This is a genomic window from Sphingopyxis sp. H115 (assembly GCF_001468465.1).
Lineage (GTDB): Bacteria > Pseudomonadota > Alphaproteobacteria > Sphingomonadales > Sphingomonadaceae > Sphingopyxis.
The window spans coordinates 18,224-40,811 of the sequence record NZ_LNSA01000004.1; the positions used below are offsets into that span (position 1 = coordinate 18,224).

Annotated in this window: 24 protein-coding genes and 1 riboswitch; of the genes, 18 read left to right on the forward strand and 6 right to left on the reverse strand. The window is 67.5% G+C overall.

Annotated elements, in window-relative coordinates:
* Window position 1 precedes the first annotated feature (1 nt).
* Entirely contained in the window at window positions 2-595 is a 594-nt protein-coding gene (locus ATE71_RS04165; RefSeq protein WP_058802192.1) for a TetR family transcriptional regulator C-terminal domain-containing protein, read from the forward strand.
* 19 nt (window positions 596-614) lie between these two features.
* Here ATE71_RS04165 and ATE71_RS04170 read toward each other — a convergent pair whose 3' ends face one another.
* Entirely contained in the window at window positions 615-1,349 is a 735-nt protein-coding gene (locus ATE71_RS04170) for an SDR family oxidoreductase (protein ID WP_058802193.1), read from the reverse strand.
* Window positions 1,350-1,530: 181 nt separating this feature from the next.
* On the opposite strand from ATE71_RS04170, the gene ATE71_RS04175 reads away from it, so the two are divergent.
* The gene (locus ATE71_RS04175; protein WP_268801410.1) at window positions 1,531-2,412 is read left to right on the forward strand and encodes an AraC family transcriptional regulator; all 882 of its coding nucleotides are present in this window, start codon (window positions 1,531-1,533) and stop codon (window positions 2,410-2,412) included.
* 9 nt (window positions 2,413-2,421) lie between these two features.
* On the opposite strand, the gene ATE71_RS04180 is transcribed toward ATE71_RS04175, so the two are convergent.
* Entirely contained in the window at window positions 2,422-3,795 is a 1,374-nt protein-coding gene (locus ATE71_RS04180) for a M20/M25/M40 family metallo-hydrolase (RefSeq protein WP_058802194.1), read from the reverse strand.
* A 46-nt stretch (window positions 3,796-3,841) separates the two neighbouring features.
* Window positions 3,842-4,432 carry a TetR/AcrR family transcriptional regulator gene (locus tag ATE71_RS04185; RefSeq protein ID WP_058802195.1) on the reverse strand — a complete coding sequence of 197 codons (591 nt, stop codon included), beginning with the start codon at window positions 4,430-4,432 and terminating at the stop codon, window positions 3,842-3,844.
* Window positions 4,433-4,508: 76 nt separating this feature from the next.
* Between ATE71_RS04185 and bdcA the strand changes: the two genes are divergently transcribed.
* The gene (gene bdcA / locus ATE71_RS04190; protein ID WP_058802196.1) at window positions 4,509-5,222 is read left to right on the forward strand and encodes an SDR family oxidoreductase; all 714 of its coding nucleotides are present in this window, start codon (window positions 4,509-4,511) and stop codon (window positions 5,220-5,222) included.
* Window positions 5,223-5,267: 45 nt separating this feature from the next.
* Here the strand turns inward: bdcA and tadA are convergent, their stop codons facing one another.
* Window positions 5,268-5,723: a tRNA adenosine(34) deaminase TadA gene (gene tadA, locus ATE71_RS04195; RefSeq protein ID WP_058802197.1), complete on the reverse strand. Its 456-nt coding sequence runs from the start codon at window positions 5,721-5,723 to the stop codon at window positions 5,268-5,270.
* 153 nt (window positions 5,724-5,876) lie between these two features.
* Here tadA and rpmB point away from each other — a divergent pair, with 153 nt between their 5' ends.
* Entirely contained in the window at window positions 5,877-6,170 is a 294-nt protein-coding gene (gene rpmB / locus ATE71_RS04200; protein ID WP_058802198.1) for a 50S ribosomal protein L28, read from the forward strand.
* A 58-nt stretch (window positions 6,171-6,228) separates the two neighbouring features.
* Here the strand turns inward: rpmB and ATE71_RS04205 are convergent, their stop codons facing one another.
* Window positions 6,229-7,239 (reverse strand): esterase-like activity of phytase family protein, encoded by a 1,011-nt coding sequence (locus ATE71_RS04205; RefSeq protein ID WP_058802199.1) that lies wholly within the window; start codon window positions 7,237-7,239, stop codon window positions 6,229-6,231.
* Window positions 7,240-7,402: 163 nt separating this feature from the next.
* On the opposite strand from ATE71_RS04205, the gene ATE71_RS04210 reads away from it, so the two are divergent.
* From ATE71_RS04210 to cobU, 14 genes are all read left to right on the forward strand, one after another.
* Window positions 7,403-7,804, forward strand: a complete 402-nt coding sequence (locus tag ATE71_RS04210) for a glycine zipper 2TM domain-containing protein (protein WP_058802200.1) — start codon at window positions 7,403-7,405, stop codon at window positions 7,802-7,804.
* A 191-nt stretch (window positions 7,805-7,995) separates the two neighbouring features.
* A complete protein-coding gene (locus tag ATE71_RS04215; protein ID WP_058802201.1) occupies window positions 7,996-9,099 on the forward strand; it encodes a Ppx/GppA phosphatase family protein in 1,104 nt (367 codons plus the stop codon).
* Window positions 9,096-9,821, forward strand: a complete 726-nt coding sequence (locus ATE71_RS04220) for an RlmE family RNA methyltransferase (RefSeq protein ID WP_058802202.1) — start codon at window positions 9,096-9,098, stop codon at window positions 9,819-9,821. Before ATE71_RS04215 ends, ATE71_RS04220 begins: the two co-directional genes overlap by 4 nt.
* A 13-nt stretch (window positions 9,822-9,834) precedes the next feature.
* Window positions 9,835-11,307: a S41 family peptidase gene (locus tag ATE71_RS04225; protein ID WP_082665078.1), complete on the forward strand. Its 1,473-nt coding sequence runs from the start codon at window positions 9,835-9,837 to the stop codon at window positions 11,305-11,307.
* A gap of 33 nt (window positions 11,308-11,340) precedes the next feature.
* Window positions 11,341-11,526, forward strand: a riboswitch (cobalamin riboswitch).
* 143 nt (window positions 11,527-11,669) lie between these two features.
* Window positions 11,670-13,622 carry a TonB-dependent receptor plug domain-containing protein gene (locus ATE71_RS04230; RefSeq protein WP_058802203.1) on the forward strand — a complete coding sequence of 651 codons (1,953 nt, stop codon included), beginning with the start codon at window positions 11,670-11,672 and terminating at the stop codon, window positions 13,620-13,622.
* On the forward strand, window positions 13,622-14,164 hold the full coding sequence (locus ATE71_RS04235) for a hypothetical protein (RefSeq protein WP_058802204.1): 543 nt from the start codon (window positions 13,622-13,624) through the stop codon (window positions 14,162-14,164). Before ATE71_RS04230 ends, ATE71_RS04235 begins: the two co-directional genes overlap by 1 nt.
* Window positions 14,164-14,571, forward strand: a complete 408-nt coding sequence (locus tag ATE71_RS04240; protein ID WP_058802205.1) for a DUF1636 domain-containing protein — start codon at window positions 14,164-14,166, stop codon at window positions 14,569-14,571. Before ATE71_RS04235 ends, ATE71_RS04240 begins: the two co-directional genes overlap by 1 nt.
* Window positions 14,568-15,584, forward strand: a complete 1,017-nt coding sequence (gene cobT / locus ATE71_RS04245; protein WP_058802206.1) for a nicotinate-nucleotide--dimethylbenzimidazole phosphoribosyltransferase — start codon at window positions 14,568-14,570, stop codon at window positions 15,582-15,584. Before ATE71_RS04240 ends, cobT begins: the two co-directional genes overlap by 4 nt.
* Window positions 15,581-16,150, forward strand: coding sequence for a histidine phosphatase family protein (locus ATE71_RS04250; protein ID WP_058802207.1), 570 nt, complete (start codon window positions 15,581-15,583; stop codon window positions 16,148-16,150). Before cobT ends, ATE71_RS04250 begins: the two co-directional genes overlap by 4 nt.
* Entirely contained in the window at window positions 16,147-16,866 is a 720-nt protein-coding gene (locus tag ATE71_RS04255) for an adenosylcobinamide-GDP ribazoletransferase (RefSeq protein ID WP_058802208.1), read from the forward strand. Before ATE71_RS04250 ends, ATE71_RS04255 begins: the two co-directional genes overlap by 4 nt.
* Window positions 16,863-17,831: a threonine-phosphate decarboxylase gene (locus tag ATE71_RS04260; protein WP_058802209.1), complete on the forward strand. Its 969-nt coding sequence runs from the start codon at window positions 16,863-16,865 to the stop codon at window positions 17,829-17,831. Before ATE71_RS04255 ends, ATE71_RS04260 begins: the two co-directional genes overlap by 4 nt.
* Window positions 17,824-18,762 carry an adenosylcobinamide-phosphate synthase CbiB gene (gene cbiB, locus ATE71_RS04265; RefSeq protein WP_058802390.1) on the forward strand — a complete coding sequence of 313 codons (939 nt, stop codon included), beginning with the start codon at window positions 17,824-17,826 and terminating at the stop codon, window positions 18,760-18,762. Before ATE71_RS04260 ends, cbiB begins: the two co-directional genes overlap by 8 nt.
* Window positions 18,750-20,207, forward strand: a complete 1,458-nt coding sequence (locus tag ATE71_RS04270; protein WP_058802210.1) for a cobyric acid synthase — start codon at window positions 18,750-18,752, stop codon at window positions 20,205-20,207. The genes cbiB and ATE71_RS04270 overlap by 13 nt, the downstream gene beginning before the upstream one ends.
* Window positions 20,204-20,761, forward strand: a complete 558-nt coding sequence (gene cobU, locus ATE71_RS04275) for a bifunctional adenosylcobinamide kinase/adenosylcobinamide-phosphate guanylyltransferase (protein ID WP_058802211.1) — start codon at window positions 20,204-20,206, stop codon at window positions 20,759-20,761. The genes ATE71_RS04270 and cobU overlap by 4 nt, the downstream gene beginning before the upstream one ends.
* Here the strand turns inward: cobU and ATE71_RS04280 are convergent.
* On the reverse strand, window positions 20,758-22,569 hold the full coding sequence (locus tag ATE71_RS04280) for a DUF885 domain-containing protein (RefSeq protein WP_058802212.1): 1,812 nt from the start codon (window positions 22,567-22,569) through the stop codon (window positions 20,758-20,760). The two genes, cobU and ATE71_RS04280, sit on opposite strands and share 4 nt — an antisense overlap.
* Window positions 22,570-22,588: the final 19 nt, after the last annotated feature.

Below are 22,588 nucleotides of genomic sequence, written 5' to 3' on the forward strand. Positions count from 1 at the left end.
CATGCAGACCGCTCGCCAAGCCTTTACGCGCGAAAGCGCCGACGCCCGCCGCGCAGACCTGATCGAGGCAACCGCCGCGGTGCTCGCGGAACATGGCCTTGCGGGAACAAACGTCCGTGCGATCTGCGCAAAGGCGGGGGTGTCGCCGGGGCTGCTGCGCCATTATTTCGGCGGCATCGACGATCTGGTCGCCGCGACCTATCAGGCGACGAGCGACCGGATGGACGCGATTTTCGCGGCTGCCGAGGACGCAGTCGGCGCCGATCCGCGCGCGCGGCTGACCGCCTATCTCACCGCCAGCTTCCGCCCTCCGGTCACCGACGCCGAATTGCTCGGCGCGTGGACCGCCTTTTGGGCGCTCGCGCGAAGCGACGCGCGCATGGCGGCGATCCATGCGCAAAGCTATGCGGGCTATCGCGCCCGGCTTTGCGAATTATTGGCCGCGTGCGGTGCATCGGACGCGGCGCGGCTCGCGATCATGCTCACCGCGATGGTCGACGGCCTGTGGCTGGAACTGTCGCTCGACGCCGACAGTTTCGGCGCCGAGGCGGCGGTGACGATGATTGAAAAGGCCGTGGCGGCGCTGCTCGATTAGCAACGCCGCCGGCAGGGGCTCAGAAGCTGCCCTTGACCGGGCGCACGATGATCTCGCTGACATCGACATCGTCGGGCTGTTCGACCGCGAAGCGGATCGCGCGGGCGATCGCGTCGGGGGTGATCGCAATGCTTCGAAACTCCGCCATCGCGGCGGCGCTGCCCGGATCGGTGATATCATGGCCGAGTTCGGATTCGACCACACCGGGCGAAATGATCGTCGCGCGGACGTCGCGATGTTCCTGGCGGATGCCGTCGGTGATGGCCCACACGGCAAATTTGGTCGCGCAATAGACCGCGCCGGTCGGCACGACATAATGTGCGCCGAGCGACGCGACATTGACGAAATGCCCCGACCCTTGTGCGGTAAAGCTGGGCAGTGCTGCCGCGATGCCGTTGAGGACGCCGCGGATGTTGACGTCGATCATCGCGTCCCAATTCTGCGTCTCCAGCGCGGCGAGCGGCGACAGCGGCATGATGCCGGCATTGTTGACCAGCACATCGACGCGGCCGAAACGCGTCATGGCATGATCGACAAACGCCTGCATGTCGTCGCGGCTGGTGACATCGAGCGCGCGATAGTCCGCGGTGCCGCCGGCAGCGGCGATTTCGGCCGCGAGCGATTCGAGCCGGTCGGTGCGCCGCGCACCAAGGAGAAGCCTTGCACCGGACGCGGCGAGTTCGCGCGCCGTCGCGGCGCCGATGCCGCTGCTCGCGCCGGTGATCAGGATGACTTTTTCGGTTACACTGCTCATGATCGTCTCCATCGAGGCCGGGCGGCCCTTTGCCGTCCGTCGACCGGCTTTTGGACGCGTCGGGCGGGAGAGCGGTAGAACACGCCTCCGCGATAATTGCACGATCCTGCGGAAGAAAAGCTTTCCGCTTGCCGAGGCGCGGCAAGACTGCAAGATCAGCATCATGACGACACTTCAGGAAATGCGGTCATTGTTCCTTCGACACCGGCCGACCGACGGGATTCACCCCTGCCCTTTGCCGCGTGTATCGCTTGTCCGTAGCTCCGAACCCAGCGCCCCCATGCCCGTCGTGTACGAACCTTCGCTTTGCTTGGCGGTCAGCGGCCGCAAACGGGTGCTGATCGGCGATGCGAGCTTCATTTACGACAGCGCGCAATTCCTGGTCGTATCGGTCGACCTGCCGGTGAACGGGATGGTCGTCGATGCCAGCGCAGACGATCCTTATCTTTGCCTGAAACTGGACCTCGACGTCGCGGTGCTGAGCGACCTGCTGCTCGCGCACGACGCGCGCGTGCCGCACAGCAACCATGCCTCGTCGATCGCGGTTGGCGACACCGATGCGGGGTTGCTCGACGCTGCCCTCCGCCTGCTGCGGCTGCTCGACACGCCGGCCGATATTGCCGCGCTGGCGCCGCTGATCGAACGCGAGATATTGTATCGGCTGCTGACTGGACCGCAGGGTGCGATGCTGCGCCACATCGCGACCGCAGACACGCGGCTGCACCAGATCAGCCGCGCGGTGGCCTGGATCAAGGACCATTATGCGAGCAGTTTCAGCATCGACCATCTGGCGGAGCTCGCGGGAATGAGCCCGTCATCCTTTCACGAGCATTTCAAGAGCGTGACCCGCTTCAGCCCGCTGCAATATCGTACGCGGCTGCGCTTGCTGGAGGCGCGGCGCTTGATGGTCTCGGAGGCGATGGACGCAGCGAGTGCGGGCTTCCACGTCGGCTACGAAAGCCCGTCCCAATTCAATCGCGATTACAACCGCGCCTTTGGTCTGCCGCCGCTGCGCGACGCCGCGCGACTCCGCGCGGCGCCCGAGATCGGATTATCGGCATAGCACCGCCGCCTATTTCGACAGATCGCGTAGCAGGCTGTCCCAATGCGCGAGCGCCGGGGCGATCGCATCAACGGGGACGCGCTCGTTGAGGCCGTGCGCATAGCTGTCGCTGGCCTTCGAGAAGAGGCCCGCGACGCCATAGCTCGGCACGCCCTGGATGCGGAAATGATAGCTGTCGGTTGCGCCCGCGCTCATCGACGGGATGATTGGCAGGCCCGGCGCGCGCGCATGCACCGCCTTCGTCACCGCCGCCATTACATCGGGGCGCAGCGGCGAAGCGTCGCTGGCGCTCGCGTCGGGATCGGGGTTCACCTTGACCGCCGGGTCGGCGATCGCCTTTTCGAGTTCGGCGCGCACCGTTTCGACCGGGACGCCGGGAAAGATGCGGCAATTGATGTTCGCGGTCGCGCGCTGGGGCAGCGCATTTTCAGCATGGCCGCCCTTGACCAAAGTCGGCACGCAGGTTGTACCGATCTGGCCGACATATTCGGGGTCGGCGCGGATCGTCGCGATCGCTTTCGTATCCGATGGGTCCGCGGCAAAGGCTTTCAGCGCCGCGCCGATGTCGCCGTCGACCTGCTCGGCGACGATCGGCATGCCGACCTTGGTCAGCTCGTTCTGCTGCGGCGCGAAGCGATAGGCGCCGACCTTGGCGAGCGCGTTCGACAGCTGGACGATCGCATTGACGTCCGACGGTCGCGAGCTGTGTCCGCCGGGGTTGGTGACCTCGAGCGTGAAGTCGGCGTAGGTTTTCTCGCCCGCCTGAAGCCCATAATATTGCGGCTTGCCATCCTCGCCGATCAGCCCGCCGCCGCCGTCGCCATTCAATGCAAATTCGGCGTTCTTATATTTCGCCGCCAGCGCGCGCGTTGTCGCCATCTGCGTTTCCTCGTCGCCCGAAAGCAGCAGGATGATCGATCGCTTCGGCCTGAACCCGTCCTTCTTCAGCTGCGCCATCGTCGCGACCATCATCGAAACGTCGAACTTGTTATCCTCCGACCCACGGCCGAAAATATAGCCATTCTCCTCGACCGGCACGAAGGGATCGCGCGTCCAGTCCTTGGAGTCGGCCTCGACCACGTCCATATGACCGAGCAACACGATCGGCTTTTGCTTCGTGGTACCATGGAGTGTTGCGGCGAAGGTCGCGGTCTCGCCCATCGGGGTGATCTCGATATCGGCGTCGGCATAACCGGCGGCCTTGAGCACGCCGGCATAATAGGCCGCCAGCTCGGGCACCTTGCCGCGCCCTTCGACCGTCGGGATCGCGATACTGTCCTTCAGGATCTGCTTCGCGGCCCCCGCATCGGCGGGCTTGGCGTGGACGGGCGCGGCGGCGATCAGGGCGGCGGCGAGGGCGAGCGGGGCGTTGAGGCGGTGCATGACAGCGACTATGCCGCGTCTGGGCGCCTTCGCAAGAGGGCGTCATTCACGCGGGCAGGATTTGCGCAAGGACCCGCCCGGCGAGGCGCGCTGTCGCGAGCAGGCGCGGCAGGTCGTACCCGGCGCGCGCCTTGGCCGACAGTCCCGACATCGTCGTGCTGACAAAATCGGCCGCCTCCTCGGCCGCCTCGGGGTGCCGCGCCGCGATATAATCGCGGATGAAGCTTTCCGCCCCGAGGTTAAGCGTCAGCGCAGCTTCGCGCGCGCCGTCATCGGTGCAGCGCGTGCCTTCGAGCACGAGGCAGCCGCCCGCAGCCGGATCGGACGCATAGCGGCGCGCGGCGTCCTCGAGCATCGCCGCAAGGGCGGTGGCGACGGGGACATCGGCGCGCAATATGTCGGCGAGCGGGATGGCTTCGGTATCGGTCCAGTGATCGAGAACGCGCTGGTAGAGGCCGACCTTGCTGCCGAAGGCGGCATAGAAGCTGGGTGGGTTGATGCCGAGCGCATCGGTAACGTCCGCGACGCTGACCGCGTCATAGCCGCGTGCATGGAAGAGCCGCTGCGCGGTCGCAACCGCCGCTTCGGGATCGAAACGGCGCGGGCGGCCGCGGGTTCTGGATTTATTTGTAGTCACTATTACAAAATACCTTGACGATGGCTTGTGTGATTTTATGTAATGCTCCCTACATTAATAAGCAAGGAGTCTCCCTATGTCCGAATTTCAAGGAAAATCCGTGCTCGTCCTCGGCGGCAGCCGCGGGATCGGCGCGGCGATCGTGCGCCGCTTCGCCGCCGACGGCGCAAAAGTCGTGTTCACCTACAATGGCTCGCGCGAGGCGGCCGAGCAGCTCGCAGCCGAGACCGGGACGAGCGCGGTGCCGACCGACAGCGGCGACCGCGACGCGGTAATGGCGCGCGTACGCGAGAGCGGTCCGCTCGACGTGCTGGTCGTCAATGCGGGCTTTGCGCTGTTCGGCGATGCACTCGACCTCGACCCCGACGATGTCGACCGGCTGATCCGCGTCAATGTCACCGCCCCTTATCACGCGTCGGTCGAGGCGGCGCGGCAGATGCCCGAAGGCGGCCGCATCATCGTCATCGGATCGGTCAACGGCGACCGCATGCCGGTCCCCGGCATGGCATCCTATGCGCTCAGCAAATCGGCGCTGCAGGGCATGGCGCGCGGGCTGGCGCGCGATTTCGGGCCGCGCGGGATCGCAATCAACATCGTGCAACCAGGCCCGATCGACACCGACGCCAACCCCGAAGACGGCCCGATGCGCGAGTTGATGCACAGCTTCATGGCGATCAAGCGCCACGGGCGACCCGAAGAGGTCGCGGGCATGGTCGCCTGGCTGGCGGGTCCCGAAGCGGGCTTCGTCACCGGCGCGATGCACACGATCGACGGGGCGTTCGGCGCCTGATGCGGCCGGGGGGACGGTCGCGAGGCCGTCCCCCGCCTGCCGCAGCTAACGCCGGACGGCGAAGAACTCCCTCAGCAGCACCGACGCCTCATTATCGCCGATCCCGTCATAAATCTCCGGCCGGTGGTGGATCGTCGATTGGGCGAAGATACGCGGGCCGTGGACGACCGCGCCCCCTTTCGGATCGTCGGCGCCATAATAAAGCCGAGCGATTCGCGCATGGGCGATCGCCCCCGCGCACATCGCGCAGGGTTCGAGCGTGACATAGAGGTCGCATCCGTCGAGCCGCTCGTTGCCGAGCTTCGCCGCAGCCATGCGAATCGCGACGATTTCGGCGTGCGCGGTCGGGTCGTGCGATTCGCGCGGGCGGTTGTGCCCTTCGGCGACGATGACCCCATCCTTGACGATCACCGCCCCGACGGGCACTTCGCCCCATTCGGCGGCGATACGCGCAAGATCGAGCGCGCGACGCATCGGTTCGGGGAGCGGAAACGAGGGCATAAAACCGCCCTATTCGCTTGACGAATCTCCGGCAAGCCGATAAGCGCGCGCCTTTCCCGGCTCACTCCGGTCCTGTTCTGCCCGTTTTGCGGGACGTGCCCGGACGCCGATCCGAAATTTTTTTGACCCAGTTATTGGACAAGGACGAAGACGATGTCGCGCATCTGCGAACTGACCGGCAAGGGCCGCCAGGTTGGCCACAATGTCAGCCACGCCAACAACAAGACCAAGCGCACCTTCCTGCCCAACCTGCAGAATGTGACGTTGCTGTCGGACGCGCTCGGCAAGGGCGTGAAGCTGCGCGTGTCGACCCATGGCCTGCGTTCGGTCGAGCATAATGGCGGCCTCGACAACTGGCTGCTGAAGGCCGGCGACGACCAGCTGTCGGCAAACGCCCGCAAGGTGAAGAAGGAAGTGGCGAAGAAGCTGGCCGAAAAGGCCGCTTAAGCGCTTTCATCTGGTGGAGAAACGGGCTGGAACCGTTTCAAGATCACCAAAAACGCAATCAGGCCGCCGGTTTCCGCGCGGCCTTTTTGCTGTCCGGCGCCTTTCGGGGCGGCAGGTCGACGAGCTCGAATTGCAGCAGCAGGCTGCGCTGCCAGACGTTGAAATTATCGTCGGAGACAAGCCACAGCCAAGTGCGGCCGCCTTCGACCGAAACCGCCGCGCCTTCGTAATTTTCGGCGAGCGGCACGGGAACGCGGCCGATCGTCCGCGCACGAACCACCGCATCCTTGGCGATATCGGCCGGGTCGAGAACCGCGAGGATCGTCGTGAACACGGGATCGAACCCCAACCGCCGGTGGACAAGCAGGATGCGCCCGTCGGGAAGCGGCGCGGCGTCGCTGACGAGCCCGCGCCCGTCCGAATCATAGAGGAAGCGAATCGGCGCCGCCCCCGGCTCGGCGGGGTCGCCGGTAAAGAGCAGCGCCTCGCGCCCGCGCGGATCGTCATCGGCATCTTCCGAAAAAACGACGCTGCGCGCGTCGGCCAGCCGGACCATCGCCTCCGGCCCGCGATTCGCGGGCCAGCGCGCGCCGGGCAGCTTGCGGCGCGCCTTGATCGCCGAAAGATCGGGGTCGAGCCGCCAGACCTGGTTGATCCCTTCGAGCGCGATCCACGCGCAGCCGCCCGCCGGGTCGAGCGCGAGCGCTTCCGAATCGACCATCGCCTTGCGCCGGGGACGTCCGTCGGGCGTCGGCAACGCCTCGATCCGCACGTCCGACACCGCCCCGTCCGCGCCGATGCGCAAGCGGGTCCAATACCCATTGTCGCCGATCAGCAGGAAAGCGTCCCGGCGCGTGCGGGCGAGCGCCGAAAAGCCGCCGAACCGGCTGTGCGGACTTTCGAGCCGCCACCCGCGGACGAATCGCACCGCGCCCGCATCCTGCGGCGCGAAAAGAAGCGGCCGCGCAGCAGCGTGCTGCGTCAGGTCGACCGCAGGAAAGCGAAAAGCGGTGCCCGGTACCGGACCAAGGAAAAGAAAGATCAGGGCAGCGAAAAATAGGCGGCGCATCGCGCGGGGGTTAGGGCCGCGCCGCTGGAAAGGGAAGCATTTCGGTGCCGGAAGCTGAACGGCAGCCAACAAGGATGTTCAGGCTTCGCTCAATGCGATGGGCCCATAAGGGCTTCATCGACAACGCCCAGAAGGGCCCAACGACGAAAGAAGGAGAACGACGATGAAAAAGATGGTGACCCTCTCGATCGCCGCCCTGATGTCCACCGCGACTCTGGGTATCGCGACCCCCGCCGCGGCGCAGAACGGCTATTATGACCGCGACGGCTATTCGAGCTATTACAGCGGTTACGACCGCGACGACCGTCGCTACGACCGTCGCGACCATCGCCGTTACGACCGCCGCGACTACCGCAACGACCGCCGTTACTACCGGGGCGACCGCCGCAATTATCGCCAGTGCGATAAGGGCACCGGCGGGACCGTGATCGGCGCGATCGCAGGCGGCCTTGCCGGTCATGAAATCGCCGGCCGCGGCGACAAGACCGTCGGCACGATCATCGGCGGCGCCGTCGGCGCCATTGCCGGCCGCGCGATCGACAAGGGAAATGACGGCTGCCGTTAAGAGGTAGGCCCGATCCCCAATAAGTTCATTCCCCCCTTCCCCCGTCCGGCCCCTTGCCGGGCGGGGTTTTTCTTGTCCGCGAGCGGTTGCCGGGAGGAGGTCTTGCCATAAGCGCGGGGGAGGCCTAGGCTCCGCGGCAAGTGCACGTTCGCGGTCTTGCGGACGCGTGAGCAGAACAGGTTATACTAGCCATGCGGCAAATGGCAGCGCCATCAGGGCGACCGCCGCGACCGGGTTCAAGGACGGCGCCGGCGGCGAAAGGACGAAACAGGGCCGGCGGCGACGCGCGCCCGATGCCTGTCATCCGTCCTCGCAGCTATGCCGCGATCGACCTTGGCACCAACAATTGCAGGCTGCTGATCGCGAGACCGCAAGACGGCGAACTTGTCGTGATCGACGCCTTTTCACGCATCGTCCGTCTCGGCGAAGGCCTGCACGGCACCGGCCGGATCAGCCAGGCAGCGATGGACCGGACCGTCGCTGCGCTGTCGATCTGCGCCGACAAGCTGCGCCGCCGGCACGTGTCGCTGTCGCGCGCGGTGGCGACCGAAGCCTGCCGCCGCGCCAGCAACGGCCGCGAGCTGGCCGAACGCGTCCGGCGCGAAACGGGTATCGTGCTCGACATCATCTCGGCCGCCGAAGAAGCCAAGCTGGCGGTCCTCGGCTGCCACAACCTGATGGAGCCCGGCGAAGGTCCGGCGCTGATCTTCGACATCGGCGGCGGATCGACCGAACTCATGCACGTCGATGTGACCGACCATGACGTGCAGATCCGTGACTGGGTCAGTGTGCCGTGGGGCGTCGTGTCGCTGACCGAATATGCGCCCCTGCCCGAAGACAGCCTTGTGGCGCGGCAAGTCGCCTACAGCCGCATGCGCGACGTCACGCGCGATGCCTTTGCCGCCTTTGCCGCGCGCGCCGAACGCTTTGCCGGCCAGCCGCTGCGCCTGCTGGGCACCAGCGGCACCGTCACGACGCTTGCCAGCGTGTTCCTGAACCTGCCGCGATACGACCGCCGCGCGGTCGACGGGCTGGTCGTGCCGGCGGACGCGATGCGCGACATCAGCCGCCGGCTCGCCGAGGCGAGCATTGCCGACCGCGCCGAAATCGCGTGCATCGGCCGCGAGCGCGCCGACCTGGTGGTCGCCGGTTGCGCGATCCTGGAGAGCATCATCGACCTGTGGCCCGCGGCGCGCGTCGGTGTCGCCGACCGCGGCATCCGCGAAGGCATTCTCCGCACGCTGGCAATGCAGGGCCGCGACATACCCGTCACCCGCCGCGAATATCGCAAATGAGCGGCAGCGGCGGGAAAGGCGGCGCCAAGGGACCGGGGGCGCGCGGCGGGTTGCATGTGCGGGTCAAGACCGCGCGCAAGCGCAGCGTGTCGTCGACGCGCTGGCTGCAACGGCAATTGAACGATCCCTATGTGCGGCGTGCGCAGGCCGAAGGCTATCGATCGCGCGCGGCGTACAAGCTGATCGAGCTCGACGAGAAATTCGGCTTTCTCAAGAAAGCGCGCGCGGTCGTCGACCTGGGCATCACGCCGGGCGGCTGGTCGCAGGTCGTGCGCAAGGCAAATTCGCGCGCGCGCGTCGCGGGGATCGACCTGCTTCCCTGCGAACCGATCGAGGGCGTCGAAATCCTCGAAATGGATTTCATGGACGATGCGGCGCCGGGCGCGCTGATCGAAGCGCTGGGCAGCGCCCCCGACCTGGTCATTTCGGACATGGCGGCGAATACGGTCGGCCATCCGCAGACCGATCACCTGCGCACCATCGGGCTGGCCGAGACCGCGGCCGATTTCGCGGTGCAGAACCTTGTGCCCGGCGGCGCGTTCGTCGCCAAGGTGTTCGCAGGCGGCGCCGACCGCGAGTTGTTGACGATCCTCAAGCAGAATTTCACGACGGTAAAACATGCCAAGCCGCCGGCGAGCCGCAAGGGATCGCCCGAACTTTACGTCATCGCGCAAGGATTCAAGGGCCGCGTAGATCGCCACGCGGACCAATCGATGGAATGAACCGGGAGAGACTATGATGGGTCGGTCGAAACAGTCGGTGGCCGCGGCGACGCTGGCCGCGCTGATGCTTGCATCGTGCGGCGGCGGGGGCGGCGGCTCGAGCGGCGGAGGCGGCGGTCCGGTGACGGTCGCCCCGACACCCTCGCCCACGCCCACGCCGACCGCCAGGTGCAACCTGTCGACGCGTCAGGCCTTTGCCAAGGCGGTGATCGACGAATGGTATCTGTTCCCCGGCGACGTCGCGAGCGGGTTGAACGCGGCGAACTATGGCGATGTCGAATCCTATATCGACGCGCTGGTCGCCCCGGCGCGGGCGCTCGGCAAGGATCGTTATTTCACCTACATCACCTCCATCGCCGAAGAGGACGCTTTTTTCTCGAGCGGGTCGAGCGCAGGTTTCGGGGTTCGTTTCGCCTATGATCCTGGAGCGCAGGAAATCGCGGTGATCGAAGCCTATGAAGGCGCGCCGGCGCTGGCCGCGGGCATCGACCGCGGCACGCGGATCATCGCGATCGGGACCAGCACCGCCAATCTGCGGAGCGTCGGCGCGATCGTCGCGGCCGAGGGCACGGCGGGCCTTACCAACGCGCTCGGACCGAACGACCCCGGGGTGACCCGCGTGCTGCGCATCAGCAATGCCGGGGTGGTTAGCGACGTGACCGTCGCCAAGGCCGATTATGAACTCGACCCCGTTTCCGACCGCTATGGCGCCAAGATCATCAGCGAAGGCGGACGCAATTATGGTTATATCAACCTGCGCACCTTCATCTCGTCGGCCGACCCGCAGCTGCGCGCCGCCTTCCTGAATTTCCGTAACCAGGGCGTCACCGACATCGTCGTCGATTTCCGCTATAACGGCGGCGGGCTGGTATCGACCGCCGAACTGATGGGCGACCTGCTCGGCCGCAATCGCAATTCGAGCGAGATATTCTCGCAAACGCGGTTCCGTCCGTCGAAGGCGGCCGACAACGACGACGTCCATTATTTCGCTGCCCGGCCCGAATCGATCGCGCCGACGCGCATCGCTTTCATCGGGACCGGTTCGACCGCCTCCGCCAGCGAACTGGTGATCAATTCGATGCTGCCCTATCTCGGCACCGACATGACGCTGGTCGGCAGCAACACCTATGGCAAGCCGGTCGGTCAGATCGCGCTCGACAAGGCCGAGTGCGACGACCGGATGCGCGTCGTCGCCTTTGCGACAGGCAACTCCACCGGCCAGAGCGATTATTACGACGGGCTGGCTTCGAAGATCCCGAACAGTTGCGCCGCCTTCGACGATCTTGCCTTTCCCCTGGGTGATCCGCGCGAATCGTCGCTGCGCACGGCGATCGATTTCCTCGCGGGCAATGCCTGCACGGTGCGGATCGCAGACGCCAGCGCCGGCGCAGCCGCGCGCAGTCGGTCGGCGGCGACGGCCGCTCCCGAAATTCTTGTGCCCGACCGACCCAGCGCGGCGCAGCGCGAATTGCCGGGGCTGTTCTAGCGGCGATTGACCGCGGCCGCCGAATGGGGCTATCGGCCGCGGCAAGCGACAGGTTCCCCGGCGACGGGGATTAATAGGGAACGGGAAAACCCCGGCTGCCCCTGCAACTGTACGCGGCGAGCCATCGGCCATATGCCATTGGGACCCCAAGTCCCGAGAAGGCGGCAGACCGGCGCTGACCCGCAAGCCAGGAGACCTGCCCGTCGCCGTCGTCTTTCGCGCGGACAGGGTGTGCCGGGCGGACGGGGGTGAACCCGCATGACGACAAAGCTGGCTGCGCAGGTGCGCGGGCGATGTCGTGCGTCCCCAAAGGACGAGCCATCGACCGCGCGCATGGGCGGCATTGTCGATGGGTTTGTCCTATGTTCAAAGTTATTTACCGAAGTTCGATCTGTCTCGCGGCCGTCGCGGCTTCCTCCACCGCCTCCGCCGACGAAGCGGCGCATGCTGTTGCCGCCGAGGCCGACAGCATCGTCGTCACCGCAACACGCGCGCCGCTGACGCTGGACGAGATCCCGTCGTCGGTCGCGGTGCTCGACAAGGCGGCGATCGACCGCGCGCAGGATATCGGCGTCACCGAATTGCTGCTCCGCACGCCGGGGATCAGCATTTCGCGCAACGGCGGCTATGGCACCTCGACCTCGCTGCGCATCCGCGGCGCCGAGTCCGAACATACGGTGACGGTGATCGACGGGGTCAAGCTCAACGATCCGTCGTCGACCGGCGGCGGCTTCAACTTCGCCAACCTGCTCGCGGGCGACATCGACCGGATCGAGGTGCTGCGCGGGCCGCAATCGACCCTCTGGGGCAGCCAGGCGATCGGCGGCGTGGTCAACATTGTCACCGCGTCGCCCCAAAAGGAACTCGAAGGCAGCTTCGACCTCGAGGCGGGGTCGCGCCAGACGGTGAGCGCGCGCGCCGCGATCGGCGGTCGCACCGGACCGCTGAACTGGCGCCTCGGCGGCCAGCGCTTCACCACCGACGGCATTTCGTCGCACGCCAAGGCATTCGGCGGGGTCGAGCGCGACGGCTATCGCAATACCAACGTCTCAGGCCGCGCCGAACTGGCGCTTGCCGACAATGTCAGCGCCGAAGTGCGCGGATATTATTCGAGCGGCCGCGTCGAGTTCGACGGGTTCAACACCGACAGCAACGACTTTGGGCTCAACAAGGAGTTCGTCGGCTATGCGGGGCTCAATTTCGACCTCGTCGGCGGGCGCTTCCGCAACCGGATCGCCTACGCCTATACCGACACCAATCGCGACAATTTCAACCCCGACCGCGCGCGGCCGCGCAGCTTCGAGGCCGACGGCAAGAACAAGCGCTGGGAATATCAGGGCAGCTTCGACGTCAGCGACCGCATCACCGCGATCTTCGGGGTCGAGAATGAGCGGTCGAACTTCCGCAGCCGTTCGCCTTCGGCGTCGCTCGCCACGCCGCTTCCCGACTTCGTGCGCGGCAAGGCCGAGATCACCAGCGTTTACGGCCAGCTCGGCGTCGAACCGCTCGACGGGCTGACACTCAACGGCGGCGTGCGTTACGACGATCATGACCGGTACGGCGGGCAGACCTTGTTCGCGGCGGGCGGCGTCTGGCGCCTGCCGTCGGGCACAGTGCTGCGCGCGAGCTATGGCGAGGGGTTCAAGGCGCCGGGGCTCTACCAACTGTTCAGCGAATATGGGAATGTCGGGCTCGATCCCGAGGAAGCGCATGGCTGGGAAGCGGGGGTCGAGCAGCATTTGTTCGAAAATCGGCTCGTCGTCGGGGCGACCTGGTTCGACCGCACGACGAAGAACCAGATCATCTTCAACAGCTGCACCGACCCCGACGACCCGCTCTGCGCCATTCCGGGCAGCAATCCGCCGGCGCCGCGCTTCGGCTATTATCTCAACGTCGCGCGCAGCGAGGCGCACGGCATCGAGGGCGCCGCGGCTTTGACGCTCGGCGGGCTGACGGTGGACGGCAATTACAGCTGGATCGTCGCCGAGGATCGCTCCGAAGATAGTGCCAACTTCGGCAACTGGCTGCCGCGGCGTCCGCGCCACAGCGCCAACGCCTCGGCAAGCTATGCCTTCGGCGCCGGGTTCGAACTCGGCGCCGCGCTGCGCTGGTCGGGAAAAAGCTATGACAATACAAGCAACGCCCAGCGGCTCGACGATTATATGCTCGTCGACCTGCGCGCCGAAGTCGCGCTGTCCGGCGAAGTGAAGCTGTTCGCACGCGCCGAGAATATCTTCGACGAGGAGTATATGACCGCCTATCGCTATGGCTCGCTCGGCCGCAGCATCTACGCCGGCATAAGGGGGCGTTTCTGATGGCGGCGCTGTCGAACCGGGGCCGGTCGGGGCTGTGGGTCGCGCTGCTCACCGCGGCGAGTACGGCAACGACGCTCGCGCTCGGCTGTGCGACGCCTTTCCCGTCGCTCGCGGCGCTTGCGGCGGTGCATATGCGCCGCCGCGACACGCTTGCGCTGATGCTGCTCGCCTGGGCGGCCAGCCAGTTCGCCGGCTTCCTCCTGCTCGGCTATCCGCGCGACGGCAGCACGCTCGGCTGGGCGGCGGGGCTCGGAACCGCGGCGGTCGGATCGGCGCTCGCGAGCTATGCCGCGCTCGGCGCGCTCCAATACCGATCGGTCGCGGCGCGGCTGAGCCTTGCCTATGCGGCGGGCTTCACCGCATTCAAGGCGATCATCCTCGGCTGGGCGCTCGTTCTCGGCGGGCTGCACACCGCGATGGCGCCCGACCTGCTCGCCGAACAGTTCGTGCGCAACGCCGCAATCCTGATCGGGCTGTACGCGATTTATCGCGCGCTCGTCGCGGTGGGCGTTCCGGTGCCGCCACAAGCGGCGACCGCCTGATGCTGACGCGCGTCGACCCGGGTCCAGCAGTCGTGGTATGCAATACTTGCCGCCACAGCCGCGAGGCGCAAATCGACGCCGAAGGCGTGCGCGGCGGCGCACGGCTTGTCGCCGAGCTGAAGCGGCTCAAGGATGCGGAGCCGCGCTACGCCGGAATCGCGGTGCAGGAGATGGCGTGCCTTTTTGCCTGCCAGGATCATTGCACCGTGCATCTGCGCGCGCCGGATAAGGTCGGCTATGTGCTCGGCCGCCTTCGCGGCGACGCGGAGTCGGCGCGCGCGATCCTCGACTATGCGGTCCATTATGCCGCGAGCGCGCACGGCCGCGTCGCCTATGCGCTGTGGCCCGAGGGCATCAAGGGCCATTTCATCACCCGCACCCCGCCGCCAGGATTTGTCGCAGAATGACCAGCTTCACCTCGATTGCTGCCTTCGAGGCCGCGCTTGCCAATCTTCGCGAACCCGACGCCGGTGCCGCTGCCGATGCGCGGGTGCGGCAGGCCGAACTCACCAAGCCGGCGGGATCGCTCGGCCGGCTCGAGGATCTCGCGATCTTTTTTGCCGGCTGGCAGCGCCGGGCGCGGCCGCGCATCGGCGGCGCGCGCTCTGCGATCTTCGCGGGAAATCACGGCGTCACCGTCCATGGAGTGAGCGCCTTTCCGCCGAGCGTGACCGCGCAGATGGTCGCCAATTTCGCTAGCGGGGGCGCGGCGATCAACGCGCTGTCGGAAGCGGCGGGGCTTGAGCTGACCGTGATCGCGCTCGACCTGGACCGGCCGACCGCCGATTTCACCGTCGCACCGGCGATGAACGAAGCCGAATGCCTAGAGGCGCTGAACCGCGGCGCGGCTGTGGTCGACGCGGAGCTCGACCTGCTCGTGCTCGGCGAGATGGGGATCGGCAATTCGACCGCCGCCGCTGCGCTGTGCGCGCGCAGCTTCGCGGGCAGTGTAGGGGGATGGGCCGGGCCGGGAACGGGGGTCGACGGGCACGGGATCGTGCGCAAGATCCAAGTGATCGAGCAAGCGCTCGCCTTCCACGCCGAGGCGCCGCGGTCAGCGTTCGAAACGCTGCGCCGCGTCGGCGGTCGCGAGATCGCCGCGATTGCGGGCGCGATCCTGCACGCGCGCCAGCTTGGCGTCCCGGTGCTGCTCGACGGCTTCATCTGCACCTCGGCCATCGCCCCGCTCGCAGCGGAAAATCCCGCGATCACGGCACATTGCATCGCGGGCCATTGTTCGGCCGAACCGGGGCACAAACGCCTGCTCGACCTGCTTGGCCTCGATCCGTTGCTGTCGCTCGACATGCGGCTCGGCGAAGGCAGCGGCGCGGCGGTCGCCGCGAACATCATCCGCAGCGCGCTCGCCGCGCACGACCGTATGGCCACCTTTGCCGAGGCCGAGGTTTCGGCGTCGCTGTGACCGGCTTCGCGCTCCACCTGCTGCGCCACGGCGCACCCGCGACGCCGGGCCTGCTGATGGGACGAACCGATGGCGCGCCGACGCGCGAGGGGATTGCGGCGTGCACAGCGCGGGCGGAAGGGCTCGGTATCGAACGCCTGATCGCATCCGACCTCTGCCGTAGCCGCGCGGCCGGCGAAGCGATCGGCGACGCGATCGGCCTGCCGCTCGCCACCGACCCGCGCTGGCGCGAGCTTGATTTCGGCGACTGGGACGGCGAGGCGGCAAGCCTGATCGACCGCGAGGCGCTGGCCCGGTTCTGGGACGACCCCGACGCCAACCCGCCGCCGGGCGGGGAGCGTTGGTCGGTGCTGGTCGCGCGCGTCGCGGCCGCCATCGCCGATCTTACGCCCGCGCCAACGCTGATCGTCACCCATGGCGGCGCAATGCGCGCGGCTTTACATATCCTGTGCGGGTTCGGGCCGCGCCAGACGTGGGCGTTCGACCTGCCCTATGCGTCGCTGCTCTCGCTCAACGTCTGGCCCGGCGAACGGCCGAGCGCCCAGATCACAAGGCTTTGCGCATGAAGGGGCTGATCGTGGCGATCCAGTTCCTGACGCGCCTGCCAACGCCGCGCATTGCGGTGTCGAGCGACGAATTCGCCGCGTCGATGCGCTGGTTTCCCGCGGTCGGGCTGATCGTCGGCGCGCTCGTTGCCGGTGCGGGCTGGGCGGGCGCACGGATCGATCCATGGACCGGCGCGCTCGCCGCGCTGATCATCTGGGTCGCGGTGACCGGTGCGCTGCACCTCGACGGGCTCGGCGACATCGCCGATGCGAGCGGCGCGGCACACAAGGACCGCGTGCGATTGCTCGCGGTCCTTCGCGATCCCCACGTCGGCAACTTCGCGGTGGTGACGATCGGATTGCAGTTGATCGCGAAGCTCATACTGCTCCACGCGCTGATCGAGCGCGAGGCGTTCGTCGCCGCCTTGCTCGTCCCCTTTGCGGCGCGGATCGGCCCGCTGTTCTGGTCGCGCGCGCTGCCCGACCTGCACGCGGGATTGGGCTCGCGCTTTCGCCACGCGGTGCGTCCGGCCGATTTCGCGGTCTGGGGTATCGTTCTTCTCGCCGCAGCGTCGGTTTCGCCCTCGCTGCTCGCCGCGCCGTTGATCTTCCTTGTCTGGGGCTGGTGGCTGCTGCGCCGGATCGGCGGCATCTCGGGCGACGGGCATGGCGCGGGGATCGAAATCGGCGAAAGCCTGCTCCTCGCCGCCGCGCTGCTGTGGGCGCATCTGGCATGACCGAGCCGTGGACCTGGCACGGTGGAGGCATCGAGGCCGCGACGCGCACGTTCGGCGGCGACAACTGGATCGACCTGTCGACCGGAATCAACCCGCACCCCTGGCCGGGCGCCGCGGGACTTGCGTTCGACTGGCAACGACTGCCCGACCCCGAGCATCTTGCCCGACTCGAACACGTCGCGGCGGACCATTTCGGCGTCGACCCGCGCCATGTCTGCGCGGTGCCCGGCAGCGAGATCGGGCTCCGCCTCGTGGGGACGCTGATCGGGGGCGGTGCGCGCCATGTCGTGCCGGGCTATCGGACGCATGGCGACATGATCGCCGACAGTGTCGCGACCGGCTGGCGCGAAACGCCCGACGCGGCCGGAAGCCTGATCCTCGCCAACCCTAACAACCCCGACGGGCGCGTCCTTGCCCCCGATGCCTTGCTCGCATCGCTCGAACGCGGCGCCGGCTGGCTGCTCGTCGATGAAGCCTTTGCCGACGCCAACCCGGCACTGAGCGTCGCGGCGGCGGTCGGCGACGGCAAGAGGCTGATCGTCTTTCGCTCGTTCGGCAAATTCTTCGGCCTCGCGGGGGTGCGGCTCGGCTTCGTCCTCGCTCCGCAAGCAATCGTCGCCGCGCTGCGCGCGTGGCTGGGCGCGTGGCCGCTATCCCAGGCGGCAATCGCGATCGGCGCCGCTGCCTATGCCGATGCCGGCTGGATCGAAGCGACGCGGCGGCGCCTGCCCGCCGAAGCCGCCGCGCTCGACGCGGTGCTGGCACGGCACGGCTATCGCGCGGCGGGCGCCTGCCCGCTGTTTCGCCTGATCGAAGCCGATAACGGCCGCGCGCTGTTCGAGCGGCTTGCGCGACACGCAATCCTCACCCGCCCCTTTGAAGGTCAGCCGCGCTGGCTGCGCCTCGGCCTGCCCGCCGATGCCGCCGCGCTGGCACGGCTCGACGCGGCGCTTCGTCATGGCTGAACCCGTCGCGTTCACCGCGCTCGCGCTCGACGCGGCGTTCGGCTGGCCGCGCGGCCTCTATCGCCGCATCGGCCATCCGGTCGGGCTGTTCGCGCGCATCATTGTGGGCTGCGAAGCGCGGTGGAACCGCGCAGAATATGGGTTCGGTGCGCGGCGCGCGCTTGGCATGCTGACGCTGCTCATCCTGATCTTTCTCACAGGCAGCGCCGGCTGGGCGATCCAGCGCCTGCTATTCGCACACTTCGGCACATGGGGCTGGATCGGCGTCGCGATCCTCGCCTGGCCCGCGCTTGCACAGCGCAGCCTGTTCGATCATGTCCGCGCGGTCGGCGAGCGGATCGACGCGGGCGACCTTCCCGGCGCACGCGCGGCGGTCGCGATGATCGTCGGCCGCGACACCGCCGAACTCGACGAAAGCGGCGTCGCGCGCGCCGCGATCGAAAGCCTCGCCGAAAGCTTTTGCGACGGCATCGCCGCGCCGCTTTTCTGGCTGCTGCTGTTCGGCTTGCCAGGGGTCTGGGCGTATAAGGCGGTGAACACCGCCGACAGCCTGATCGGCCACCGCGAGGCGCGCTGGCGTGCGTTCGGCTGGGCGGCGGCGCGCATCGACGACCTTGCGAACTGGATTCCGGCGCGAGCGGCGGGCGTGCTGATCTGCCTCGCGGGCGACGGCGGATGGCGCATATTGCGGCGCGACGCGCGCAAACACGCCTCGCCCAACGCCGGCTGGCCCGAGGCGGCGATGGCGGGCGCGCTGGGGCTTCGGCTTGGCGGACCGATCGCCTATGACGGCGTGATGCGCGACAAGCCATGGATCGGCAACGGGACCAGCAAAGCGGGCGGCGAAGAAATCGACCGCGCACTCGCCGTCTATCGGCGCGCCTGCCTGTTGCTGTGGCTGGTTGCGGGGGGCGCGGCATGGCTGCTTTGATGCTGCAGGGCACCGGGTCCGACGTCGGCAAGTCGGTGCTTGTCGCGGCGCTTTGCCGCGCTCTGACCAATCGCGGGCTCGCGGTGCGGCCGTTCAAGCCGCAGAATATGTCGAACAATGCCGCGGTCACGATCGATGGCGGCGAGATCGGCCGCGCGCAGGCGCTCCAGGCCATGGCGTGCCGCGTGGAACCGCACAGCGACATGAACCCGGTGCTGCTGAAACCCCAGGCCGACCGCACCTCGCAGCTGATCGTTCATGGCCGCGTGCGCGGAACGCTGGGCAGCGGCAATTTCCGCGAAGCGCGCGGCGCGCTGATGACCGAGGTGCTCGAAAGTTACGAGCGGTTGCGGCGCCAATGCGATATCGTCATCGTCGAGGGCGCGGGATCGCCCGCCGAGATCAATTTGCGCGCCGGCGATATCGCGAACATGGGCTTTGCGCGCGCCGCCGATGTTCCCGTGATCCTGATCGGCGATATCGACCGCGGCGGGGTGATCGCCTCGATCGTCGGGACGCGCGCGGTGATCGATCCGCAAGATGCCGCGATGATCCGCGGCTTCCTGATCAACAAGTTCCGCGGCGATCCGGCCTTGTTCGAGGACGGCTATCGCGAGATCGAGCGGCAAAGCGGCTGGCCAGGGCTGGGCGTCATTCCGTGGCTAAGTGCGGCGGCGCGGCTGCCGAGCGAGGATGCGGTGATCCTGGAGCGCCCCGCCGACCCGCGCGAAGGGCGCCGGATCATCGCGTGCCCGATTCTGCCGCGCATCGCGAATTTCGACGACCTCGACCCGCTGAAGCTCGAACCCGGGGTCGAGGTGGTGATGGTGCCGCCTGGCCGACCGATCCCCGCCGAGGCGGCGATGATCATATTGCCGGGGTCGAAGGCGACGATCGCCGACATGGCGGCACTGCGCGCCGAGGGCTGGGATATCGACATCAAGGCGCACCACCGGCGCGGCGGAATGATCGTCGGGCTGTGCGGCGGGTATCAAATGCTGGGGCGCCGGATTGCCGACCCGCTGGGGATCGAGGGCGCACCCGGCGAGATCGAGGGGCTGGGGCTGCTCGACGTCGAAACGACGCTCTTTCCGGCAAAGACCCTGCGGCATGTGCGCGGCAAGGCGCTGGGCGCCGCGGTGGAGGGATATGAAATGCATATCGGCGAAACCGGCGGCGATGCCGCAGCGCGGCCTTTCGCGCGGCTCGACGATGGTCGCGGCGACGGCGCGATCAATCGCGAGGGCAATGTCATGGGGTCCTATCTCCACGGGCTGTTCGCGTCGGCCGACCTGCGCCGCGCGCTGCTGGCGCGGGTCGGCGTCGCGGGCGGCGCGCGGGACTATGCCGCCGATGTCGATACCGCGCTCGACGAAATCGCGGCGGAATTTTCTGCGCACGCCGATCTGGGCGCGCTGCTGCGCATGGCGGAGGCAGGCGCATGAGCGGATCGTCGCTGTTCGTCATCGGCGGCGCGCGGTCGGGGAAGAGCCGCTATGCGCAGGCGCGCGCCGAAAGGACGGGGGACCGCCTGGTCTTCGTCGCGACGGCCGAAGCCTTCGATGACGAGATGACGGCGCGTATCGCGCGGCACCGCGCCGATCGCGACGCGCGCTGGCGCACGGTCGAAGCCTCGCGCGACCTGCCGCGCGCGATCGACGCGTTGCGCGGCGACGGCGACGTCGTGCTCGTCGATTGCCTGACGCTGTGGCTGTCGAACCTGCTGCTCGCCGACGTCGACCTCGTTCGAGCGGGTGAGGAATTATGCGGCGCGATCGGTCGTTTCGGAGGCCCGATCATCCTCGTATCCAACGAAGTCGGCATGGGGGGCGTGCCCGGCAATGCGCTGGCGCGGCGCTTCGGCGACGCCGCCGGACGGCTCAACCAATCGGTTGCGGCGATCGCCGACGAGGTCGTCCTGCTCGCCGCCGGACTCCCCCTCACCCTCAAACCCCGCACCGGCGGCGCCGGGGACGCCGGGCGTCGGGCCGCGCTCTAGCCGCGCTTTTTCGCGGCGATGTAGCGTTCGACCTGCTCGTCGAGGATGTTCAGCGGCAACGCGCCCTCGCCCAGGATCGCCTCGTGGAATTCGCGGATATCGAACCGCGGCCCGAGTTCGCGTTCGGCGCGCGCGCGCAGTTCGGCGATGCGGAGCTGGCCGACCATGTAGCTCGTCGCCTGCCCCGGCCAGTTGAAATAACGGTCGACCTCGCGCGCGATATCGGTGTCGGACACCGAACTGTTCGCGCGGAAATAGGCGATCGCCTGCTCGCGCGTCCAGCGTTTCGAATGGATGCCGGTGTCGAGCACCAGCCGGATCGCACGCCACACCTGGAGCGACAACATGCCGAACCGGTCATAGGGGGTCTTGTACACGCCCATCTCGTTCGCCAGCCGCTCCGAATAGAGCCCCCAGCCTTCGACATAGGCGCCATAGCCCCCGAATTTGCGGAATTTCGGAATGCCGGCCAGTTCCTGCTGGCGGGCGATCTGGAAATGATGGCCGGGCGCGCCTTCGTGCGCGGCGATCGCGGCAACCTGCACCTTATGCGTCTGGTTCATGTCGACAAGATTGACATAATAGATGCCGGGGCGCGTCCCGTCGGCCGACGGCTGGTTGTAAAAGGCCGTCGATGCGGTTGCCTCGCGCCATTTTTCGACCGCGCGCACCTCGAGCGCCGCCTTGGGCAGGACGCTGAAATAGCGGGGCGCCGCCGCCATCGCGCCCGCGATCACCGCGCGGGCGTCCTGTAGATATTGTTCGCGCCCCGCCTCGCTATTCGGATATTTGAACTGCGGGTCGGTGCGGATATGGTCGAAAAACTGCTCGAGTGTGCCTTCGAAGCCGACCTCGCGCTTGATCGCTTCCATTTCCTGCCGGATCGCCGCCACCTGCGTAAGGCCGATGTCGTGGATCTGGTCGGCGGTCAGGTCGGTCGTCGTCGACGCCTTCAACCGGTCGGCATAATAGGCCGCGCCATCGGGCAGGTTCCACACGCCGAAATTGCCCTTCGATTGCGGCTCGATCTCGTCGAGCGCCGCGATCAGGGCGCCATAACCGCGCCGGAACGGCCCCGTCAGCGCCGCCCGCGCGTCGGCGAGCAGCCTCTCCTTCGTTGCGGCGGGCGCGTCGAGCGCGCCGACCTTCTTGCGAAAATCCGCCATCAGCGTCGAATCGGGGCCATCATCGAACGGCGCGCCGACGAGTATCTTTTTGGCATCGTTGCGCGCCGGCGCGAAGTTGACCTTGTTGGGGATGACGCCCGCTGCCGCCTGATCGCGCATCGTCGCCGCGACCTCGCGCATCACGCGATCGGTGTCGCGCAGGCGCGCGATATAGGCCTCGGCATCGGCATCGGTGTCGATCTTATGGTTGTTGATGAGCAATACCGGGATCGCGCCCGCCGGACTGCCGTTGGTCGTAACGGGAAAACGCAGCTTGCGGAACGCAAAGGCCTCGCGCCGACGCTCGGCATCATATTCGAACAGGCGGTAGCTCACGCGCGCGTTTTCGCCCAGCTTTCCGGGCTCGAAACGCGCGCGCATGTCCCTGAGCTGGCGTTCGACGAGTTTCTGCTCGCGGACATCGGCGGCGTCGGTGTAATCGTCGAGCCGGTCATAGCCGGTCTTGAAACCGAGCCGCGTCAACGCCTCGGGATGCAGCATCACCCGCGCATCGAAGGCCTGATCCATAAACACGAGCAAGGCCGCGTCCTGCGCATTCGCAAGCGCCACCTGCGCCGCCGCGGGCGCGGCAAGGGCAAGCGGCAAGGCCGGGGTCAACAACAGAGCAAGGGCGAGGCGCATGACATTCTCCTATCGGAGC

Excerpts from the sequence above, each read along its gene's own strand:
- ATE71_RS04165 (WP_058802192.1), top strand. The coding sequence starts at position 2 with ATGCAGACCGCTCGCCAAGCCTTTACGCGCGAAAGCGCCGACGCCCGC.
- ATE71_RS04170 (WP_058802193.1), bottom strand. The coding sequence starts at position 1,349 with ATGAGCAGTGTAACCGAAAAAGTCATCCTGATCACCGGCGCGAGCAGC.
- ATE71_RS04175 (WP_268801410.1), top strand. The coding sequence starts at position 1,531 with ATGCGGTCATTGTTCCTTCGACACCGGCCGACCGACGGGATTCACCCC.
- ATE71_RS04180 (WP_058802194.1), bottom strand. The coding sequence starts at position 3,795 with ATGCACCGCCTCAACGCCCCGCTCGCCCTCGCCGCCGCCCTGATCGCC.
- bdcA (WP_058802196.1), top strand. The coding sequence starts at position 4,509 with ATGTCCGAATTTCAAGGAAAATCCGTGCTCGTCCTCGGCGGCAGCCGC.
- tadA (WP_058802197.1), bottom strand. The coding sequence starts at position 5,723 with ATGCCCTCGTTTCCGCTCCCCGAACCGATGCGTCGCGCGCTCGATCTT.
- rpmB (WP_058802198.1), top strand. The coding sequence starts at position 5,877 with ATGTCGCGCATCTGCGAACTGACCGGCAAGGGCCGCCAGGTTGGCCAC.
- ATE71_RS04205 (WP_058802199.1), bottom strand. The coding sequence starts at position 7,239 with ATGCGCCGCCTATTTTTCGCTGCCCTGATCTTTCTTTTCCTTGGTCCG.
- ATE71_RS04210 (WP_058802200.1), top strand. The coding sequence starts at position 7,403 with ATGAAAAAGATGGTGACCCTCTCGATCGCCGCCCTGATGTCCACCGCG.
- ATE71_RS04215 (WP_058802201.1), top strand. The coding sequence starts at position 7,996 with ATGCGGCAAATGGCAGCGCCATCAGGGCGACCGCCGCGACCGGGTTCA.
- ATE71_RS04220 (WP_058802202.1), top strand. The coding sequence starts at position 9,096 with ATGAGCGGCAGCGGCGGGAAAGGCGGCGCCAAGGGACCGGGGGCGCGC.
- ATE71_RS04225 (WP_082665078.1), top strand. The coding sequence starts at position 9,835 with ATGATGGGTCGGTCGAAACAGTCGGTGGCCGCGGCGACGCTGGCCGCG.
- ATE71_RS04230 (WP_058802203.1), top strand. The coding sequence starts at position 11,670 with ATGTTCAAAGTTATTTACCGAAGTTCGATCTGTCTCGCGGCCGTCGCG.
- ATE71_RS04235 (WP_058802204.1), top strand. The coding sequence starts at position 13,622 with ATGGCGGCGCTGTCGAACCGGGGCCGGTCGGGGCTGTGGGTCGCGCTG.
- ATE71_RS04240 (WP_058802205.1), top strand. The coding sequence starts at position 14,164 with ATGCTGACGCGCGTCGACCCGGGTCCAGCAGTCGTGGTATGCAATACT.
- cobT (WP_058802206.1), top strand. The coding sequence starts at position 14,568 with ATGACCAGCTTCACCTCGATTGCTGCCTTCGAGGCCGCGCTTGCCAAT.
- ATE71_RS04255 (WP_058802208.1), top strand. The coding sequence starts at position 16,147 with ATGAAGGGGCTGATCGTGGCGATCCAGTTCCTGACGCGCCTGCCAACG.
- ATE71_RS04260 (WP_058802209.1), top strand. The coding sequence starts at position 16,863 with ATGACCGAGCCGTGGACCTGGCACGGTGGAGGCATCGAGGCCGCGACG.
- cbiB (WP_058802390.1), top strand. The coding sequence starts at position 17,824 with ATGGCTGAACCCGTCGCGTTCACCGCGCTCGCGCTCGACGCGGCGTTC.
- ATE71_RS04270 (WP_058802210.1), top strand. The coding sequence starts at position 18,750 with ATGGCTGCTTTGATGCTGCAGGGCACCGGGTCCGACGTCGGCAAGTCG.
- cobU (WP_058802211.1), top strand. The coding sequence starts at position 20,204 with ATGAGCGGATCGTCGCTGTTCGTCATCGGCGGCGCGCGGTCGGGGAAG.
- ATE71_RS04280 (WP_058802212.1), bottom strand. The coding sequence starts at position 22,569 with ATGCGCCTCGCCCTTGCTCTGTTGTTGACCCCGGCCTTGCCGCTTGCC.